This window comes from Streptacidiphilus sp. MAP12-16 (assembly GCF_041262165.1).
Lineage (GTDB): Bacteria > Actinomycetota > Actinomycetes > Streptomycetales > Streptomycetaceae > Streptacidiphilus.
This window is the reverse complement of the sequence record NZ_JBGCBY010000005.1, coordinates 38,110-56,855: the sequence shown is the minus strand read 5'-3', so window position 1 is coordinate 56,855 and position 18,746 is coordinate 38,110. Positions and strand designations below refer to the sequence as shown.

Annotated in this window: 16 protein-coding genes; 5 read left to right on the top strand and 11 right to left on the bottom strand. The window is 69.1% G+C overall.

What is annotated here, in order from left to right; translation table 11 throughout:
* Positions 1–249 precede the first annotated feature (249 nt).
* Positions 250–546: a hypothetical protein gene (locus ABIA33_RS07640; protein ID WP_370078523.1), complete on the bottom strand. Its 297-nt coding sequence runs from the start codon at positions 544–546 to the stop codon at positions 250–252.
* Positions 547–704: 158 nt separating this feature from the next.
* Here ABIA33_RS07640 and ABIA33_RS07635 point away from each other — a divergent pair, with 158 nt between their 5' ends.
* Both ABIA33_RS07635 and ABIA33_RS07630 read left to right on the top strand, forming a co-directional pair.
* The gene (locus ABIA33_RS07635) at positions 705–1,088 is read left to right on the top strand and encodes a VOC family protein (protein WP_370078521.1); all 384 of its coding nucleotides are present in this window, start codon (positions 705–707) and stop codon (positions 1,086–1,088) included.
* A gap of 239 nt (positions 1,089–1,327) precedes the next feature.
* Positions 1,328–2,458: a LacI family DNA-binding transcriptional regulator gene (locus ABIA33_RS07630; protein ID WP_370078519.1), complete on the top strand. Its 1,131-nt coding sequence runs from the start codon at positions 1,328–1,330 to the stop codon at positions 2,456–2,458.
* A 7-nt stretch (positions 2,459–2,465) separates the two neighbouring features.
* On the opposite strand, the gene ABIA33_RS07625 is transcribed toward ABIA33_RS07630, so the two are convergent.
* The 5 genes from ABIA33_RS07625 to ABIA33_RS07605 form a co-directional block, all read right to left on the bottom strand.
* Complete coding sequence (locus tag ABIA33_RS07625; protein ID WP_370078517.1) at positions 2,466–4,133, bottom strand: glycoside hydrolase family 13 protein; 1,668 nt, start codon at positions 4,131–4,133, stop codon at positions 2,466–2,468.
* A gap of 91 nt (positions 4,134–4,224) precedes the next feature.
* Positions 4,225–6,858, bottom strand: a complete 2,634-nt coding sequence (locus tag ABIA33_RS07620; RefSeq protein WP_370078515.1) for a discoidin domain-containing protein — start codon at positions 6,856–6,858, stop codon at positions 4,225–4,227.
* A 45-nt stretch (positions 6,859–6,903) separates the two neighbouring features.
* Positions 6,904–7,794 carry a carbohydrate ABC transporter permease gene (locus ABIA33_RS07615; RefSeq protein WP_370078513.1) on the bottom strand — a complete coding sequence of 297 codons (891 nt, stop codon included), beginning with the start codon at positions 7,792–7,794 and terminating at the stop codon, positions 6,904–6,906.
* A gap of 5 nt (positions 7,795–7,799) precedes the next feature.
* Complete coding sequence (locus tag ABIA33_RS07610) at positions 7,800–8,744, bottom strand: carbohydrate ABC transporter permease (protein WP_370078511.1); 945 nt, start codon at positions 8,742–8,744, stop codon at positions 7,800–7,802.
* A 60-nt stretch (positions 8,745–8,804) separates the two neighbouring features.
* Positions 8,805–10,196 (bottom strand): ABC transporter substrate-binding protein, encoded by a 1,392-nt coding sequence (locus tag ABIA33_RS07605; protein ID WP_370078509.1) that lies wholly within the window; start codon positions 10,194–10,196, stop codon positions 8,805–8,807.
* Between the two features lie 260 nt (positions 10,197–10,456).
* Between ABIA33_RS07605 and ABIA33_RS07600 the strand changes: the two genes are divergently transcribed.
* Complete coding sequence (locus ABIA33_RS07600; RefSeq protein ID WP_370078507.1) at positions 10,457–11,461, top strand: LacI family DNA-binding transcriptional regulator; 1,005 nt, start codon at positions 10,457–10,459, stop codon at positions 11,459–11,461.
* Between the two features lie 221 nt (positions 11,462–11,682).
* Positions 11,683–14,649 (top strand): CBM35 domain-containing protein, encoded by a 2,967-nt coding sequence (locus ABIA33_RS07595; protein WP_370078505.1) that lies wholly within the window; start codon positions 11,683–11,685, stop codon positions 14,647–14,649.
* A gap of 326 nt (positions 14,650–14,975) precedes the next feature.
* Here the strand turns inward: ABIA33_RS07595 and ABIA33_RS07590 are convergent, their stop codons facing one another.
* The 5 genes from ABIA33_RS07590 to ABIA33_RS07570 all read right to left on the bottom strand — a co-directional run bounded on the left by ABIA33_RS07590 (position 14,976) and on the right by ABIA33_RS07570 (position 18,192).
* Positions 14,976–16,190, bottom strand: a complete 1,215-nt coding sequence (locus ABIA33_RS07590) for an FAD-dependent oxidoreductase (RefSeq protein ID WP_370078503.1) — start codon at positions 16,188–16,190, stop codon at positions 14,976–14,978.
* 266 nt (positions 16,191–16,456) lie between these two features.
* Positions 16,457–16,609 carry a hypothetical protein gene (locus tag ABIA33_RS07585; RefSeq protein ID WP_370078501.1) on the bottom strand — a complete coding sequence of 51 codons (153 nt, stop codon included), beginning with the start codon at positions 16,607–16,609 and terminating at the stop codon, positions 16,457–16,459.
* Positions 16,606–17,028, bottom strand: coding sequence for an arsenate reductase ArsC (locus ABIA33_RS07580; protein WP_370078499.1), 423 nt, complete (start codon positions 17,026–17,028; stop codon positions 16,606–16,608). The genes ABIA33_RS07585 and ABIA33_RS07580 overlap by 4 nt, the downstream gene beginning before the upstream one ends.
* Before the next feature lie 34 nt (positions 17,029–17,062).
* Positions 17,063–17,809 carry an aquaporin gene (locus ABIA33_RS07575; RefSeq protein WP_370078497.1) on the bottom strand — a complete coding sequence of 249 codons (747 nt, stop codon included), beginning with the start codon at positions 17,807–17,809 and terminating at the stop codon, positions 17,063–17,065.
* Positions 17,806–18,192 carry an ArsR/SmtB family transcription factor gene (locus tag ABIA33_RS07570; protein WP_370078496.1) on the bottom strand — a complete coding sequence of 129 codons (387 nt, stop codon included), beginning with the start codon at positions 18,190–18,192 and terminating at the stop codon, positions 17,806–17,808. The genes ABIA33_RS07575 and ABIA33_RS07570 overlap by 4 nt, the downstream gene beginning before the upstream one ends.
* A gap of 93 nt (positions 18,193–18,285) precedes the next feature.
* On the opposite strand from ABIA33_RS07570, the gene ABIA33_RS07565 reads away from it, so the two are divergent.
* Positions 18,286–18,738, top strand: a complete 453-nt coding sequence (locus ABIA33_RS07565; RefSeq protein WP_370078494.1) for an ArsI/CadI family heavy metal resistance metalloenzyme — start codon at positions 18,286–18,288, stop codon at positions 18,736–18,738.
* Positions 18,739–18,746 lie beyond the last annotated feature (8 nt).

Genomic DNA, 18,746 nt, shown 5'->3' with positions numbered 1-18,746 from the left:
GAGTTCGTGGGTGCTGCCGGCCACCGGCAGCGACCACCTGCCGGTGGCGGCCGGAATCAGCTGGTGAACACCGCGTAGAGGCTCCGATTCCGTCCCGGGATCCGGGAGTACGCACTCCCGTAGGAACTTAGGGCTCCCTCCGGGCCGCGCCACTCGGAGCAGCGGGCCAAAGTGGAAGGCAGGGACGCTTCGCGGTCCGACGCAACCCCAGCAGGTAGCCCCGCGTCGTCGAGTTCGGCGACACCCTGCCTATGAACGCCGCCGGCAGGGGCCTGCCTGGTGAATCGGCACTGCGGTGTTGGGCGCGACCTCGTGGAGGCAGTCGATGCCCCCACTGATCTTCATCCAGCGCCCGCCCGCCGGGGCGAGCAGGACTTCGGCGGGACCGGAAGGGATGACCAACGCGTCGCCGGGGTGGAGGAGTCGGCCGTCGATGAGGCAGGCGTTGCTGGACACTCCCGGCAACTGCGGGTGGATGACGGCGTGTTCACCGCCCAGGACCGCGACCCCACAATGCGGGGGGCACGCGTTCTCCCAGCGGGTCACGACCGAGGGGCTGTCCGAGATGACCCCCGTGAACTATCTCGCCCCCTGGCTGCTGACGGGCCTGCTGCGTGAGCGCCTCACAGCATCCGCCACGCGGCCCTCGACAGTTACCCGGTCAAGCCCACGACAAGAACGTGCCGATGAGGCAGGCTGTCGGCATGAGATCACGAACGGGTGGCATGTGGTGGGGAACGACGATCGAGGCGCCGGACCCCAGTGGCTTGGCACATTTCTACGCCGAACTCCTGGGTTGGCACATCGGGCACCAGGAGCCGGGAACGGCTATCGTCGCCGCCTCCCCACAAGGGCCGTTCTTCGTGTTCCAGCAGGCGGAAGGCTATCGGGCTCCGGTCTGGCCTCCGGCCGACGGGGAACAGCGCCCAATGATGCACTTCGACTTCCAGGTCGGCGATCTGGACTCGGCGGTCGCCGAGGCGGTCGCCCTGGGCGCCACTGTGGCGAAGCACCAGCCGCAGAAGAACGTCCGGGTGCTCTTCGACCCGGCCGGCCATCCCTTCTGCCTGTGCTTCGACGAGGCATGACCGGCTGGGCCTGACTCGGATCAGAGCCGGAGGGCGGGGCCGGGGACGTCAGGGGGCGAGAGAGTTCGAATCTCGCATCCTCCGCCATGGCTGAACAGCCACGATGAAGGCACCTCGGCGGACAGTCGAGTTCGGCTTCTTGCGTTGTCGAGCGCAAAGGTCAAGCAAATACTCAACTTATGTATGTAATTTAGAATTCGAGCTATGCAACTTAATGATGATTCGCAATCATGCAGAGCATGACTCGCAGACTCGCAGAAGTGGCCAGAAAAGTCGGCGTGAGCGAGGCGACGGTGAGCCGGGTCCTCAACGGCAAGCCCGGCGTCTCCGACAGCACCCGTCAGGCCGTGCTCACCGCCCTGGACGTGCTCGGGTACGAGCGTCCCACCCAACTGCGCGGGGTACGGGCCCGCCTGGTCGGACTGGTGGTGCCGGAGCTGCAGAACCCGATCTTCCCCGCGATCGCCGAAGGGGTCGGCGGCGCGCTGGTCCAGCTCGGCTTCACGCCCGTGCTCTGCACCCGGACCGCGGGCGGCCTTACGGAGGCCGAGTACGTGACCATGCTGCTCGACCAGCAAGTCTCCGGAGTGGTCTTCTGCGGTGGGCTCAGCGCGGACGAGTACCAGCAGCTGCTCGGCCGGGGCGTACCCGTGGTGCTGCTGAACGCGGCGGTCGACTACGCCGCCATTCCGGAGCGCTTCCTGGTCGACCCACTGCGTGGCGGCAAGCTGGGCTTCCCGCAGGTCTCCACCGACGACGCGGCCGCGGTCGAGCAAGCGTTCAACCACCTGTGGGCCCTGGGCCACCGGCGGATCGGTCTGCTCGTCGGGCCCGCCGACCATACCCCCTCCCGTCGCAAGGCAGAGTCATTCGTCCGCCTCTGCCTCCGCACCGGAACCGATCCGCGCGGCCGCATCGGCCACGCGCTCTTCTCCTTCGAGGGCGGCCAGGCCGCCGCGGCCGATCTGCTCGGGGCCGGCGCGACCGCTCTGATCTGCGGGAGCGACATCCTGGCTCTCGGCGCGATCCGGGCGGCCAAGCGGTCTGGACTGTCGGTGCCGGGGGACGTCTCGGTGGTCGGCTACGACGACTCCGCCTTCATGAACTACACCGATCCGCCGCTGACCACCCTGCGCCAGCCGATCGACGCGATGGCCCGCGCCGCGGTCACCCTGCTGGTCAACCAGATCAGCGGCAGCGCCCCTACCCCCAAGGAATTGCTGCACGAGCCGGAGCTAGTGGTGCGCGGCTCCACCGGACCGGCCCTCGCCGGCACCACCCGCACCGCAGCAGAAGCCGCGGAGCAGGTGGAACAGGCGGAACAGGCAGAGCACGCGGCAGCGCCGGTGTCGCGACTGTCCCGGGTCTGAGCTCTCCTCAGACCCGCAGCCAGACCGTCGTGTCCGGGGGCAGCGCGCGCCCGCTCTCGGCCGTATCGGCACTGGCGAGCAGCAGCTCCGCAGCCTCCGGCAGCGGGACCGCCTGCGCGGAGAGGTTGACCAGGCACCGGAAGCCGTCGCCCCGGTGGAAGTCCAGCACCTCCCCCGCGGCCGCGCCCGCCCAGCCGAACTCCCGGCTGTGCAGGGACGACAGCTCCCGTCGCAGGGCCAGCGCCGCGCGATAGAGCTGCAGGATCGAGTCCGGCTGCCCGTCCAGCGCCTCGGCGGTCTGCGTCGCCCAGGCCGCGGGCTGGGGCAGCCATGGCTCGGCCGTCGCGCCGGTTGGACTGAAGCCGAACGGCGACGCCTGGCCCGACCACGGCAGCGGCACCCGGCAGCCGTCGCGCCCGAGGTCCGCCCCGCCGCTGCGGAAGAAGAACGGGTCCTGCCGGGCCTCCGGTGGGATGTCGCTGACCTCCCACAGGCCGAGCTCCTCTCCCTGGTAGAGGTAGCAGGAGCCGGGCAGGGCCAGGTTGAGCAGCAGCGCCGCGCGGCCCCTGCGGGTGCCGAGGGCGAGGTCGGTAGGGGCGCCGTGCTGTTGCGGGCTGCGTCCCATCGAGGTGTCGGCGCGGCCGTAGCGGGTGACGTGCCGGGTGACGTCGTGGTTGGAGAGCACCCAGGTCGCGGGCGCGCCGACCGGGGCGTGCGCGGCCAGGGTCTCGTCGACGACCGCGCGAAGCCTGTCGGCGTCCCAGGGGCAGTTGAGGTAGTCGAAGTTGAAGGCGGCGTGCATCTCGTCGGGCCGCAGGTAGGCAGCGAAACGCTCCGGATCGGCCAGCCAGACCTCGCCGATCAGTGCCTTGGGCTCGGCGTAGGAGTCGGCCACCACTCGCCAGGAGCGGTATATCTCGTGCACCTCGTCGCGGTCGACGAAGGGGTGCGGCACCGGCGGCGAGGTCTGGGTGAAGTCGGGCCCGAAGGAGGGCAGGGCCGGGTCCTTGGCCGGCATGGTCGCCGAGTCGATCCGGACGCCGTCCACGCCCCGGTCGAACCAGAACCGCAGCACCGACTCCAGTTCCTCGCGGACCTTGGCGTTGTTCCAGTTCAGGTCCGGCTGTTCGGCTGCGAAGAGGTGCAGATACCACTCCCCGGGTGTGCTGTCGGGGTTGGGTACCCGGGTCCAGGCGGGGCCGCCGAACTCGGAGTTCCAGTCGTTGGGCGGCAGTTCGCCGTCCGCCCCGCCTCCCGGGCGGAACCAGAAGAGCTCGCGGGCGGCCGAACCGGGCCCGGACGCCAGTGCCTCCTGGAACCAGGCGTGCCGGTCGGAGACGTGGTTGGGCACGATGTCGACGATGATCCGCAGCCCCAGTGCGTGGGCCTCCGCTATCAGCGCTTCGGCCTCCGCGAGTTCCCCGAAGGCCGGGTCGATCCGGCGGTAGTCGGCGACGTCGTAGCCGGCGTCGGCCATGGGCGAGGCGTACCAGGGGTTGAACCAGAGCGCGTCGACGCCGAGTCCGGCCAAATAGGGCAACTTGGCGCGGACCCCGGCCAGGTCGCCGACGCCGTCGCCGTTCGCGTCCGCGAACGAGCGGACGTAGACCTGGTAGATCACGGCGGTGCGCCACCAGTGCTCGGCCGGGTCGGTGCCACGTGTACGGACTGCCATGGACTGGTGCTCCTCATCGCGGAATGGGGGATGGGGTGTCTGGGACGCACGGTCAGGGTGCGCGTCCCAGACACCGGTTCGGGGGTGACGGCTAGTCGAAGATCTCGAACTCGGAGAGCTGCGCCGCCTGCCAGCCGGTGTTGCCGGTGGCGACGAGCCGTAGGTACCGCTCGCTCGTCCCGGCCGGGAGGGTGATGGTGACCACGTTGCCGTTCGTCGGGTCGAAGACGTAGTCGGCGGAAGGGACGAGGGTGGCGAAGCTGCTGCCGTCGTTCGAGCCGAGCAGGGCGAGCGTCTGGGTACGGGCACCCCAGTTGGACGGCAGGGTGAGCGTGACCGTCCGTTCCTGCTGCGTCGCGCCGAGGTCGGCGGTGAGCGTCTGCGGGAATCCGGTGCCGTCCTGGCTCTCCCAATACGAGCCGTCGTTGCCGTCGTTGGCGTTGGAGGCGGGGAAGCCGGCCAGGGCGGTGCTCGCGGTCAGTGTGGCGCTCAGCGCCAGGTTGCTGGGCGGGGCCACCCCGCCGTCGCCGCCGAGCGGGTCGGTGCTGCCGACGAGCTGGATGGTGGTCGGCGTGCCGCCCTGGTCGCTGGGCAGGGTGAGCGTGCCCTGGGTGATCCCGGCGGCTGCCGGGGTGAACGTGACATCGAGAACGCACCAGGAGGCCGTGTCGGTCGGTGCGGCGGCGTCCAGGGTGGGGCCGCAGGGGTGGACCGGGTCGGGTGCCGCGGTGAAGCCGGGGCTCGCCGTCGCCGTGCCGAGCGCGGCGGTCCGCGCTGCGGTGTTCATCACGACGACCTTCTGCACCGGCGTGCTCTGTCCGACCGTCGCGGCCTCGAAGGTGGTCGTCCCGGGATAGGCCCACAGCGGCGAACGCTCAGGCAGCCCGCAGGCCGTGCTGTGCTGCCAGCCGGAGTTACCGCCGCCGTCCTTGAGCGCGAAGCCCGCACCGCAGCTGAAAACGCCGGCCAAGCCGACGCCGCTTGCCCGCGTCCCGGAGACGTTCACCTCGCCCGGGGCCTGGTCCTGGAACACGTAGCTGGCGACGCTGCTCACCCGGTTGTCCTCGATACGCACGTTGCTGACCGGGTTTCCGCTGCTCGGCGGGGTGGTCACGGCGGGACCGACATAAGCGTTCGAGTTCTGGAACATGAATGCCGAGTAAGGGCTGGCCAGGATGGTGTTGTCGCGGACCTCGGTCGGCGCGGTCATCGGACCCTGCTGCGGGTCGAACCAGATCGCGCCGACACCGTAGTCCCAGCCCGGGTCCCACTGGCCGGTGCGGACCAGGGTGTTGCCGGTGATGCGCAGAGGCCCGCTCATCGGGACCGAGCCGAAGCGCTGCCCGATGCCGATTCCGCCGCCACGGGTGACCGTGTCCTGGAGCAGGTTGTCGCTGATCACGTCGTCCGCGCCGGAGCCGTAGACGCCGATGTTGTTGGCCAGGCCCGGCGAGTCGACGGTGTTGTGGCTGAGCACGTCCTGGGTGTCGCCGTAGTTCTGGGACCACAAGGCCAGGCCGTCGTCGCCGGTGTTGCGCAGGAAGTTCTGCGTGATCGACGTGTGGGTGACCGGCCCGTCGGCGGCGTTGAGGTTGACGCCATCGGCGGTGGTGTCCTGGATCCGCAGGTGATCCAGGGTCAGTCCGGTGCTGGGGCCGATGATCCAAGCGCCGACCTTCTCGTTCTGGATCCAGATGTGGGAGATCCGCGAGTCGCTGAAGCCGCCGTTGAAGCCGGTGTCGGCGCTGTTGCTGTCGTCGCGGACGCCGACGTTGCCGAAGATCGCCAGCCCGGAGATGTCGACGTGGGTGCTGGGCGGGTTCTGCTTGCCGGCGAAGGAGACGTTGTGACCGGTCAGCACGGTGTACCACTCGCCCGCGCCGGCGATGGTCACCTTGTCGACGCTCAAGGGGCGGTTCAGCGTGTACGTACCCGGCGGGAGGTAGAGGCCCTGGCCGGACGCCGACGCCGCGTCGATGGCCGCCTGCAGTGCGGTGGTCGTGTCGGTGGCGCCGGTGTTGTCCACCGCATAGGGCGCCGCCGTGGCGTCGAGGAAACCGACCGGCTTCGCAGCCGGGGCGGCGACCTGCTCGAAGTCGGCGGTGTTGATGACGTACCAGGGCGCGTTGTCGCCTGCGTCGACCTGGAGCTTCACCACTGTGCCTGCGGGCAGGGTGCGCCCGAAGCGGTAGCGGACGTCGTTGTAGAAATCATGCGGGACCTGCCCGTCCGGCTTGCCCACCCAGGGGTTGTTGCTGAAGGGGTAGTTGCCGTAGAGCCAGCTGAACTGCGAGGTGAGCTGGAGCGCGGTCTCGTGCCTGCCGTCGACATAGAGGTCGAGCGGCGCGTTGATGCCGCCGCCGTGGAGGGAGTCGGGGATCGCGTAGTGGAAGTCGACCGCGTCGGCGGGCCGGGTGAGGGTGAAGCTGACGTACGTGCCCTGGCCCACCAACTGCACGGCGGTACGGCCGGTGGCCTCGGCGGCAAGGGTGCCGTAGTGGTAGTCGGGCTTGAGCACGCTGCCGTTGGTGCGGGCGTGCGGGCTGGTGGCGGCGTTCTGCTCGGTGAAGGGGACGGCGGCACCGGCCTCGGGCCGGGCGGGTTCGTCGGCGGCGGCGCGGGCGGTGCCGGCCGGGAGCAGCACGAGCGGTGCTGCGAGCAGCAGTGCGGCGAGTGCGGGCAGATCGGTTCTGCGCCGCCGGCCGGCGGCGCTTGGTGCGGTCATGGGATCGGCTCCTGGTGGCGGGAGGCTAAGAGGGGACCTCTGAGGTCAGCCCTTCATCGAGCCGGCGGTGAGCCCGGCCATGATGTTGCGCTGGAAGAAGAGGAAGAAGACGACGGTCGGCACGCTGGCGATGGCCAGCGCCGCGACGAAGACGTTCTCGGGGACGCCGACGTGCAGTTGGTTGATGCCGACGTTCACGGTCTGCGAGGAGGTGTCGGTCAGCACCAGCAGCGGCCAGAGGAAGTCCTTCCAGACCGCGACGACGGCGAAGATGGAGACCACGCCGAGGATCGGCCGGGACATCGGCAGGACGACCGACCAGAGCGTGCGCAGTGGGCCGGCCCCGTCGATCGCGGCGGCGGCCAGCAGTTCAGCGGGGATCGAGTCGAAGAACCGTTTCAGCAGGAAGATGTTGAAGGCGTTGGCCACCGAGGGCAGCCAGATCGCCCACGGTGTGTTCAGCAGACTCCAGTGCAGGAACGGCAGGTCGTTGGCGGTGAGATACGCGGGCAGCACGATGACCGTGGTCGGGATCATCAGCGTGGCCAGCATCGCGAAGAGCACGGCGCTGCCGAAGACCGGCCGCAGTTTGGAGAGCGCGTACGCGGCAGCCACGTCGAAGACCAGTTGGAAGCCGAGCGCGCCGAGGGCGTAGAGCGTGGTGTTGAGGATCAGCCGGCCCAGGTTCAGGTCGTGCCAGGCGCTCGCGTAGTTGGAGACGGCCGGCGAGACCGGCACCAGGGAGGGCGGCGTCCTGATGATCTCCTGCGGGGACTTCAGGCCGCCGCTGACCATCCAGTAGAGCGGAAAGAGGAAGGCCAGCGCGAAGAGGGCGACCAGTACCCAGAAGACCGTCCAGTAGACGGTCCGCCCGATCGGGCGGGCGAGTTGGGCCTGCGAGATCAGGGTGCGAGTCGGGGCGTCGAAGGCGGACATCGGGCCTACTCCTCCTCGGTGCGGCGGCTGAGCCACAGGTAGCCGCCCGCGAAGGCGATCAGGACGAGCAGCAGCAGCACGCCGAGGGCGGCGGCGCTGCCGTAGCTGTTGTAGTTGAAGGCGTACTGGTAGATCAGGTAGACCACCGAGGTGGTGTCGTTGGCGGAGCCGGTGATGATGTATGGCTCCAGGAAGACCTGCATGGTCCCGACGATCTGGAGCAGCAGCATCATCGAGAGGATCAGCCGGGTCTGCGGCACCGTCACGTGCCAGACCCGGCGCAGCAGTCCGGCCCCGTCGAGCTCGGCGGCCTCGTAGAGCTCGCCGGGAATGCTCTGCAGCGAGGCGAGGTAGACCAGCACGGTGCCGCCCATGTTGATCCAGGTCGAGAAGAGGACCAGGCAGAGCACGGCGAGCGCGTGCGAGGACTGCAGCCACTGGACGCTCGGCAGGCCGAGCGCGTGCAGCACGGCGTTGAACAGGCCTGAGTCGTCCGGGGTGTAGAACCACTTCCACAGGAAGGCGGCGGCCACCGGCGGCATCATGACCGGGAGGTAGACCAGCAGCCGGAAGTAGGAGCGGGCGTGCCGCAGTTCGTTCATCACGACCGCGAGCAGGAAGGGCACCGCGTAGCCGAGCAGCAGCGCGAACAGTGTGAACAGGCCGGTGGTGCGCCAGGCGGCCCAGAAGTCCGGGTCGTGCAGCACGCGTTGGTAGTTGTGGAGTCCCACCCACCTGGTGTCGCCCGCGAAGTTGGTGTACTGGAAGCTCATGATCACTTCGCGGATCATGGGATACCAGGAGAACGTCGCGAAGCAGAGGATCGCGCCCGCCAGGAAGAGGTAGGCGGTGGCGTTCCGGCGCAGCCGGCGGCCCAGGGGGGCGCGCCGGGTCGGCGCGCCCTCCCGCAGCTCGCGGGCCACCGCGCGGGTCAGGTTCATCGTCGCCATGGGTGGGAGCTCTCGTCTCGTCCGTACGTCGCAGCCGGTTTACTGCTGGGCGCAGCCGGTCTACTGCTGGGCGTTGGCCAGGATGCCGTTGGTGGCCGTCTTGAAGGTGTCCAGCAGCTTCTGCAGGTCGGCGTTGGGGTCGGTCAGCGCGGTGTTCATGGCCTTGTCGCCCTGGGCGTAGATGGCCTGCGCCTGCGGCGGCTCGACGAGCAGCTTCATGGACGGCAGCGCGGCGACATAGGCAGCGAAGTTCTGCGTCGGGATGTTGGCGTACTTGGCCATAGCGGTCGCGTCGGCGGAGGCGCTGGCTCCCGTCCACAGGTCCGGCTCGGGCAGGCCGACCGGCTCCTTCTGGGTGGCCTTCCGAACGTAGTCGAAGTTCAGGCCCTGGCCGGAGGTGAGGAACTCGTAGTTGACGAACGCGATGCCGGCCCGGATCTGCGCCGGGGTGTCCTTCTTGTTGAACATGTAGCCGTCGCCGCCGACCAGGGTGGCCTGCTGGCCGGGCATCGGCCCGACGGCCATGTCGTCGTAAGAGACGTGGTACTGGTCGTGGATGGTGGTGAGGGTGACCGGGTCGCCGACGTACATGCCGAGCTTGCCGGAGGCCATCATCTGCAGCAGGTCGTTGTACTGCAGACCCTGCTTGGTTCCCATGACGTTGTCAGTGAACCGCATCTTGTGCAGGAACTGCAGCACTGCCAGGCCGTTGGCGTCGTCGAAGTTGGCGGACTTGCCGTCCGGGGCGACCATGGTGCCGCCGCGCGAGTAGAGCTCGGCGGTGAAGTGCCAGCCGCCGGTGTTGGCCGCGCTGTAGTCGGCGTAGCCGATGTTGCCGCCGCCCAGCTTGCTGATGGCGATGGCGTCGGCCTCGACCTGGTCCCAGGTGGTCGGCGGCTTGTTGGGGTCGAGCCCGGCCTTCTGGAACAGGGTCTTGCTATAGACCAGCCCCAGGCTGTAGTTACCCTTGGGGATGCCGTAGAGGTGCCCCGAGTCGGCGCCGCCCTGACGGTAGATGTCGAGCAGCGCCGGCTGGATGTCGGACAGGCCGTGGATCTGGCTCGCGTACTGCTGGATGTCGGCGGCCTGGCCGGAGGAGACGACGTTGGCGCCGTCGGTGAAGTAGGTGTAGAAGACGTCGTCCATCTTGCCGCTGGCCAGCTTGGCGTTGAAGGTGGCCGGGTCGTCGCAGGGGTTGCTGTCGTCGCCCTTGACGGTGATGTTCGGGTTGAGCTTCTCGAAGGCGGCGACGTCGGCGAGCCAGTTGGCGCGCGGCTGCGCCTGGGTGGTGGGCGGCTCGCAGCCGACGGTGATGGTGACCTTGCCGTCGTTTGTGCCGGCCTGGGTGGAGTTGCCGGAGCTGCCGCACGCGGAGGCGGTGAGAGCCAGGCCCGTCGCGAGGGCGACGGCTGCGGCGGTGCGGGCTCTGCTGGCTGCTCTGTTACCGGTCATCTTCGGTCCCTGAAGGTGAGGTTATGATGCGGAGGTGGCCGTGCTGGTGGCGTGCTGAAGGCGTGCTGGGTACAAGAAGAGGCAGGTCAGGGCCGCGTCCCCGAGTTGGGGCGGCGGTCTCGGCCCGGCGTGCAGCACAAGCTACGGGCGACCGAGATCGCATGCAATAGAGAAACTTATATGCGCAAAAAGTAGACATCCAATAGAAAGTTGATGTCGCACCAGCGCAATCTCACGCAAAGATATGACATAGTGCCCGCATGACTCGCAGACTCGCGGAAGTGGCCCGGAAGGTCGGCGTCAGCGAGGCGACGGTGAGCCGGGTCCTCAACGGCAAGCCGGGCGTCTCCGACAGCACCCGCCAGGCGGTGCTGACCGCACTGGACGTGCTCGGCTACGAACGGCCCACCCAACTGCGCGGCGTGCGGGCCCGATTGGTCGGTCTGGTGCTGCCCGAGCTACAGAACCCGATCTTCCCCGCGCTGGCGGAGATGGTCGGCGGCGCGCTGGTCCAGCTCGGTTTCACGCCTGTGCTCTGCACTCGCTCGGCCGGCGGTCTCACCGAGGCCGAGTACGTGACGATGCTGCTCGACCAGCAGGTCTCCGGCGTGGTCTTCTGCGGCGGCCTGAGCCTCGAGGAGCACGGCAACCTGCTGCAGCGCGGCGTCCCTGTCGTCCTGCTCAACGCGGCCGTGGACTGGGCCGGCTTTCCGCAGGTCTCCACCGACGACGCGGTCGCGGTGGAGCAGGCGTTCGCCCACCTGCACGCGCTCGGCCACCGCCGGATCGGCCTGCTGGTCGGCCCGGCCGAGCACATCCCCTCGCAACGCAAGACGGCCGCCTTCACCGCGCTGTCGCGCCGCCACGGGATGAACCCGGCCGACTCTGTCGGCCACGCGCTCTTCTCCTTCGAGGGCGGCCAGGCCACGGCCGGCGACCTGATCCGGGCCGGCGCGACGGGGCTTATCTGCGGCAGCGACATCCTCGCGCTGGGCGCGATCCGGGCCGCCCGACGGGCCGGGCTGGAGGTGCCGCGGGACTTCTCCGCCATCGGCTTCGACGACTCCGCCTTCATGAACTACACCGATCCGCCGCTGACCACGCTGCGCCAGCCGATCGAGGCGATGGCCCGCGCGGCGGTGCAGCTGCTCGTCAACCAGATCGAAGGCAACGCCCCGACGCCCAAGGAACTGCTGCACGAGCCGGAGCTGGTAGTGCGCGGATCCACCGGGGTCTGGCGCCCGAAGGGCACGCAAAAGGCATAGCAAGGAAGCGACGGAATTCAGGCGGGAATTTCACGGCGTGTACGGATACCCTCCCCTCCACGTGCCGGATTCTGCAGCTCAGCATTGTTCGCAAGGAATGTCAGAGGAGTTGACAGCGCATCAGCCGATTCTTTCGACTGCTGCGCTCTTCATTGTGCGGAATTGCCGGCGGGGCTACCGTGCGGTCCATTCACCCGGCTCCTCTCCCACCCTGGAGCGACATGCCCGCCACTCCCCTGGGGCACCGGCACGCCCGCGTGCTTCCGGCCGCCGTGCTCGCCGTCCTCGCCCTGCTGCTGACTCTCGCCGTCGGCTGGTCTGCCCCAGCCGCGCACGCCGCGGCCACGGTCTACGAGGCTGAGAACGCAGCCCTCTCCGGCGGTGCCGCCGTCGCCACCGATCACACCGGTTACACCGGCACCGGCTTCGTCGGCGGCTACACCGACAGCAACAAAGGCAACGCCGACACCCTCTTCACCGTCAGCGCGCCGAGCACCGGCAGCTACACCTCGACGCTGCGCTACGCCAACGGCACAGGCGCGACGATGACGCTCTCCGTCCACGTCAACGGCACCAAGCTCGGACAGATCTCCCTGCCCGCCACCGCCGACTGGAACACCTGGGGCACGGTCGCAACCACGGTGAGCCTCACCAGCGGCAGCGACACCATCGCCTACGCGTTCGACGCGACCGACAGCGGCAACGTCAACCTCGACAACACCACCCTCGCCCCGGTGGCCGCTCCCCCACCGGGCCAGTACGAGGCGGAGAACGCCGCACTCTCCGGCGGCGCCGTCGTCGCGACCGATCACACTGGCTACACAGGCACGGGGTTCGTCGGCGGCTACACCGACAGCAACAAGGGCAGCGCCGACACCGTCTTCACGGTGGCCGCCTCGGGCGCCGGTGCCACGCCCGTGACGCTCCGTTATGCCAACGGCACCGGCTCGACGATGACGCTCTCGGTCTACGTCAACGGCGTCAAGGCGCAGCAGGACCAGCTCCCGGCCACCGCCGACTGGAACACCTGGGGCACCAAGGCCGACACGCTCACCCTCACCGCAGGCGGCAACAGCATCGCCTACAAGTACGACACCGCCGACAGCGGCAACGTCAACCTCGACAACATCAGTGTCGGCAGCCCCACGTCCAGCAGCCCGTCACCCACGCCTACCAGCACCGGTGGCGGCGGCTCCGCGCTGGTCTACCAGGCCGCCACCGCCTTCTCCACCGGCGGACCGGCCCTCGCCACCACCCTCACCGGATACACCGGCAGCGGCTATCTGACCGGCTTCACCGCGACCGGCTCCGTCGTCGACTTCACCGCCGACGTGCCGACCGCCGGCAGCTACCCGGTGACCTTCGGATACGCCAACTCCACCGGCTCCGCGCAGACGATCTCCCTCTACCTGAATGGTGTCAAGAACTCCCGGCTCAGCCTGCCCTCCGGCAGCGGCTGGCTGCTGAGCACCGCACAGAACGTCACCCTGCGCACCGGCCTCAACCTGATCGCACTGCAGACCGACTCCGGCGACACCGGCAATCTCGCTGTGAACAACCTCCAAGTCAGCGGCGGAACGGCGCTCGCCGCCCAGGGCGCGACCGTGCCCTACACCGAGTACCCGGCGGCCTCGGCCCAGACCAACGGCACCGTGCTGCCCTACAGCACCAGCTACCCCAGCCTGCAGGCCGAGTCGACCGGCCGTCAGGCCGTCCAACTCACCGCGACCGGCCAGTACGTGCAGTTCACCCTGACCAAGCCGGCCAACGCCGTGGTACTGCGCTACTCCATCCCCGCCAACACCGACGGCTCGACCGCCACGGCACCACTGGCGCTCTACGCTGGCGCCACCAAGATCCAGGACCTGAGCCTCACGACCCAGTACTCCTGGCTCTACGGCGGCGGCTACTACGACACCCACACGCCCAGCAGCGGCCCGGCGCACCACTTCTACGACGAGACCCGCGCCCTGATCGGCAACTGGCCCGCCGGCACCGTGCTCAAACTGCAGAAGGACGCCGCCGACAGCGCCTCCTCCTACACCATCGACGTGCTGGACGCTGAGCAGGTCGACCCGGCGTTCACCATGCCCGGCGCCGGCTACGTATCGGTCACCAACTACGGCGTCACCCCCGACAGCGGCGCCGACGACACGGCCGCGATCAACAGCGCGCTCAGCGCCCTCTCCGGCACCGGCCAGGGCCTCTGGTTCCCGGCCGGCAGCTACGACATCTCAGGCCGGATCAACCTCGCCAACATCGCCGTGCGCGGCGCGGGCACCTGGTACACCACGATCAAGTCCACCGCGGTCAACGGCGCGGGCGGTCTCTTCGCCACGGGCGGCAGCAGCCAGATCGCCGACCTGACCATCTCCGGCGACCAGACCTCACGCAACAACGACTCCGGCGCGGCGGGCATCGAGGGCAGCTTCGGCTCCGGCTCGCTGATCTACGACGTGTGGATCGAGCACGCCAAGGTCGGTCTCTGGGCCGCACCCGGCAACGGCCTCTACGTCGTCGGTGACCGCATCCGCGACGTCTTCGCCGACGGCCTGCACGTCCACGGCGGTAGTAGCAACACCCGAGTCGACCAGACCGAGGTGCGCAACACCGGCGACGACGAGCTCGCGCTCGACACCGAGGGCGGCAATGTCACCGGCTGCTCGCTGACGAACAACACCGTCAGCAGCCCGATCCAGGCCAACGGCATCGGCGTCTACGGCGGCGGCAACAACGCCGTATCCGGCAACCTGGTCTCCGACACGGTCGCCTTCGGCTCCGGCATCACCGTCAGCACCCGTTTCGGGGCGGGCTTCACGGGCCCGACCACGGTGAGCGGCAACGCCTTGCTGCGGGCCGGCTCCTACAACACCAACTGGGGCTCGGCCATGGGCGCCCTGTGGATCTACGCGAACCTCTACGACATGACGCAACCGGTCACCATCAACAACAACAGCATCAGCAACGCCAGTTACCAGGGTGTCCTGCTCAGCTACGCGAAGCAGATCAGCAACCTCACTCTGGACCACCTGTCCGTCAACGGCGCCGGGACCTACGGCATCGACATCTCCAGTGTCACCGGCAGCATGACCGCCAACTACGTCACCGTCACCGGCGCCACCTCCGGCGGTCTGAACAACCCCGGTGGCTACACCATCAACCGAGGACCGGGAGACAGCGGCTTCTGAGCACTCCCCCGCCACGACGGCCCTCGGGCTACTTCGTGGCGGGGGTCTTCGTGGGTCCCGAGGCGATGGTGAGCGAGGAGATCGTGTGCGCCTGGACGACTTCGGCTGCGCCTGCGCCAACGCCTTGGCATGGAGCTTGCCGAAGTCGCGGATTGGCAGCTGCTGCCGAACCGAGCTGCCCGCGCGCCGGTCCGCGCGGCGGCGACGGCGACCGTCCATCCGGGATGTTCTCGCGCCCGTCGTCCCGGTGGCGGATCCAGACGCACGGCCTGGACCCGCCACCGGTCCGCACGTTGGAGTTCAAGCAGGCCCTGGACAGCCGACGCCTACTCCTGTGGGGAGGGTAGTGGGTCCTGGCCCACCAGGCGGTGTCCGCGACCGGCCGATTCGCGCACGGCATCGAAGCCGTAGCCGATCATCTCCTCCTCGTACGCGCGCAGGGCCTCCGCGAGCGGCCGACCACCGGCGGCCTGGACGAGGCGGCCGGTCAGGACGCGCGCGTCACGCAGCGCGGTGTTCGCGCCGACGCCGATGGCCGGGCTCATGACGTGGATGGCATCGCCCAGCAGGGTGACCGAGGTGGTCTTCCACCCCGCGACGGGCACGCTGGTGCGCACCGAGACCGGGAAGATCGAGGCGGGGTCCTGACGGGACACGATCCCGACCAGCCCAGGATGCCACCCCTCCACCAGGGAGAGCGTGAGCGCCTGCAGTTCCGCGCCTGTCATCGCGAACAACTCCTCATCCGTGCAGGGAATCTGCTCGCGGCGGGCACCGAAGACGCACGCAAGGTAGTCGCTGTCGTCGCTGAGCTCGATGTCGGGAGCCAGCCGCGCCGACGCCTGGTGCATCGACTCGCGGTACTGCACAGGGGCGAGTCCCACGAAGCGCTTGCCCGGGCCGATGACGGTGGTCCACAGTCCGAGCAACTCGGGCGGGACCAGGGCTCGGGCCTCGTCGCCCGCGAGCTTGACCTTGCCGTAGAGCAGTCGCAGTCCGGCGTCGACGACCCGAGCCTGGGGCAGGTACTGCTTGCGAACCGCCGAGTTGACCCCGTCGGCGCCGATCAGAACATCACCCGTGGCGCTGCTGCCGTCCGCGAAGTGCGCGGTCACCGCGCCCGACCGGTCAGTGTCGTAGTGGGTGAGCCGGGCACCGTGGTGCATGGCCTTGTCCAGGCCGGACAAGAGGATCTGACGTAGCGTCATGCGATTGACCGCCAGGTGCCCGCCGCCCGGCAGGTCCGGGGCGGGCGGGAGTTCCTGGGCGTGCAGCAGGTTCAGCTGGTGGTCGAACGCGTCCATGCGCGACCCGGGGTTCCCGGCCGTGGCCGCGAACAGCTCGAACGCCGGCGGCATCAGCACCGCCTTGAGCGCGGTGATGCCGTCAGAGTTGATGCGGATGCGGTAACCCTGGTTCCGGAAGGCCGCGGTGGGGTCCTTCTCGTACACCGCGACGCTGATCCCCGCGCGGTGGAGCCCCTGCGCGAGGGTAAGGCCGCCCAGGCCGCCCCCGGCGATGATGACATGCAGATCCGACACAGCTGTGTCCCTTCTCGACATTGAAACGAAAAGGGACGCACCGGACGTGCCCCAGGGGCACCGTACGAGCGCATGACCGCCATCCGGACTACCTACCGGACCGTGACTTTTGTACGTCCGCCAACCAAGCTAACACAGGTTCAGAGGCAGGCCCCAGCAACGCATCGACACCCTCCCGCACGAAACCACCAGCGGCTCGTCCCGCGCGAATGGGTGGAGCTCGCGCTCGCCTCCGGCCGGTCCCGTCGTGCGCGACGACGCGGTGGTCAGTCGAGCGCTTGCGGTCGAAGACGTCCCAACTGGGGGGCCTGGCTCTCGAAGGTCGCGTTGCCTTTGCCGGTGCCGAGTTGGTAGGTCGCGAGGACCTGGTCGGCGTGGTCGGCGGTCATCGCCTCGATCCGGATCCCGGCACCGATCATGCGGATTCGCCCCCATGGACGTCGAGTTCGGCGAGCAGGCCGGTGATGCGGGCCCGGATCTGGTCGCGGATCGGCCGCACCGCGTCGACTCCCTGGCCGGCGGGGTCATCCAGCTTCCAGTCGAGATAGCGCTTGCCGGGGAAGATCGGACAGGCGTCGCCGCAGCCCATCGTGATGACCACATCCGAGTCCTGGACGGCTTCGGTGGTCAGCACCTTGGGGATCTCGGCGGAGATGTCGATGCCGACCTCCTTCATCGCCTCGACGACGGCGGGGTTGACCGCGTCGGCGGGGGCGGAGCCGGCCGAGCGGACCTCGACCCGCCCGTCGGAGAGGTGGGTCAGGAAGGCGGAGGCCATCTGGGACCGGCCCGCGTTGTGCACGCAGACGAACAGCACCGACGGGCGGAACTGGTTCACGGGGCGACTCGATTCGTGCAGGAGGTCGGGCAGGTCAGCGGCCGGACGGGGCGAGTTCACGTTCGTCCTGGGCTACGAGCGGAGCGGGCTCGGCGGGCCGAAAGCGGCCGAAGACCACCGCCAGCAGGCCCAGGCCGATCGCGGCGCCGAGCAGCTGGGCGGCGATGAATGCCGGGGCGGAGGAGGGGGCGATCCCGGCGAAGGTGTCGCTGAACATCCGGCCCAGAGTCACTGCCGGGTTCGCAAAGCTGGTGGACGAGGTGAACCAGTAGGCGGCACCGATCCACGCGGCGACCGCCAGCGGGGCGAGCCGGTCGCGTCCAGTCCGCCCGAGTCCGAAGATCAGCAGCACCAGACCGGCGGTCGCGACCGCCTCGGCGAGCCACAGATGTCCCGCTGAGCGGTGGTGGGTCGACCAGGAGACCAGGGGCTTGGCGAACATCGCGTTGGCCAGCACCGCCCCGCCGATCGCACCCGACGTCTGCGCGAGTGCATAGACGCCGACCTCGCGCAGGTCGGGGCCGCCCTGGTCGCGGCGGCCGTTCAACCAGGCGGCCAGGGTGACGGCGGGGTTGAAGTGGGCGCCGGAGACCGGGCCGAACAGTGCGATCAGCACAGCCAGGCCGAAGACGGTCGCCAGGCAGTTCGCCAGCAGTTGCAGGCCGACGTCGGAGGTCAGGTTGGTGGCCTGGATGCCGGAGCCGATCACCACGGCGACCAGGACGGCGGTCCCGACGGCTTCGGCTGCGGCTCGGCGCGCGAGCGGGGCGGGGGCGGTCATCTGCCGCCGCCGACCGCTGCGGGGGTGTCGGCGGGCGCCTGGAGGAGGGAGGAGAGCGTGGCCAGGGCGGCGGGTAGCACCCAGTAGTAGACCCAGGTCCCGCGACGTTCGCTGTCGACCAGGCCGGCCTCGCGCAGCACCTTCAGGTGGTGGGAGATGGTGGGCTGGGAGACGTCGAACGGGCCGGTCAGATCGCAGACGCAGGCCTCGCCGCCCTGATGCGAGGCGATCAGCGACAGCAGCCGCAGCCGGATCGGGTCCGACAGGGCCTTGAACATCCTGGCCAGGTCCACGGCCGCACTCTCATCCAGCGGCTCACGGACCATCGGCGAGCAGCAGGCTCCCGCGTCCTGGTCGATGACCGGCAACTCTGATTTCGACATACGTCTATGTTGACATTCGTCGATTCAGGAGGGCAAGCTCGAACTGCATCGACATCCGTCGAAACAGGCTGTTCACGTCTGCGGAGGTTCGCCATGTCCCGCGTCCAGCTCGCCCTCAACGTCGCCGACCTCGACGCGTCGGTCGCGTTCTACTCCAAGCTCTTCGGCGCCGAGCCAGCCAAGCACCGCCCCGGATACGCGAACTTCGCCATCACGGAGCCTCCGCTCAAGCTCGTCCTGATCGAGGGCGAGCCCGGCCAGGAGACCCGCCTGGACCACCTCGGCGTCGAGGTCGAGTCGACCGAGCAGGTGACTGCGGCGACGTCAAGGCTCGTCGCCGAGGGCCTCGCGACCGTGGAGGAGAACGAGACCTCCTGCTGTTATGCCGTGCAGGACAAAGTGTGGGTCCATGGCCCCGGCCGGGAGCCCTGGGAGGTCTACGTGGTCAAGGCGGATGCCGACGCGCTGACCAAGCAGGAGGGCAGCACGTGTTGCTCCATTGCCTCCGCAGGAGTGCCGGGGACAGCGGCTTCCAGCTGCTGCTGATCGTCGTG

Coding starts and splice junctions, on each gene's coding strand:
- ABIA33_RS07635 (WP_370078521.1), top strand. CDS start 705: ATGAGATCACGAACGGGTGGCATGTGGTGGGGAACGACGATCGAGGCG.
- ABIA33_RS07630 (WP_370078519.1), top strand. CDS start 1,328: ATGACTCGCAGACTCGCAGAAGTGGCCAGAAAAGTCGGCGTGAGCGAG.
- ABIA33_RS07625 (WP_370078517.1), bottom strand. CDS start 4,133: ATGGCAGTCCGTACACGTGGCACCGACCCGGCCGAGCACTGGTGGCGC.
- ABIA33_RS07620 (WP_370078515.1), bottom strand. CDS start 6,858: ATGACCGCACCAAGCGCCGCCGGCCGGCGGCGCAGAACCGATCTGCCC.
- ABIA33_RS07615 (WP_370078513.1), bottom strand. CDS start 7,794: ATGTCCGCCTTCGACGCCCCGACTCGCACCCTGATCTCGCAGGCCCAA.
- ABIA33_RS07610 (WP_370078511.1), bottom strand. CDS start 8,744: ATGGCGACGATGAACCTGACCCGCGCGGTGGCCCGCGAGCTGCGGGAG.
- ABIA33_RS07605 (WP_370078509.1), bottom strand. CDS start 10,196: ATGACCGGTAACAGAGCAGCCAGCAGAGCCCGCACCGCCGCAGCCGTC.
- ABIA33_RS07600 (WP_370078507.1), top strand. CDS start 10,457: ATGACTCGCAGACTCGCGGAAGTGGCCCGGAAGGTCGGCGTCAGCGAG.
- ABIA33_RS07595 (WP_370078505.1), top strand. CDS start 11,683: ATGCCCGCCACTCCCCTGGGGCACCGGCACGCCCGCGTGCTTCCGGCC.
- ABIA33_RS07585 (WP_370078501.1), bottom strand. CDS start 16,609: ATGATCGGTGCCGGGATCCGGATCGAGGCGATGACCGCCGACCACGCC.
- ABIA33_RS07575 (WP_370078497.1), bottom strand. CDS start 17,809: ATGACCGCCCCCGCCCCGCTCGCGCGCCGAGCCGCAGCCGAAGCCGTC.
- ABIA33_RS07570 (WP_370078496.1), bottom strand. CDS start 18,192: ATGTCGAAATCAGAGTTGCCGGTCATCGACCAGGACGCGGGAGCCTGC.
- ABIA33_RS07565 (WP_370078494.1), top strand. CDS start 18,286: ATGTCCCGCGTCCAGCTCGCCCTCAACGTCGCCGACCTCGACGCGTCG.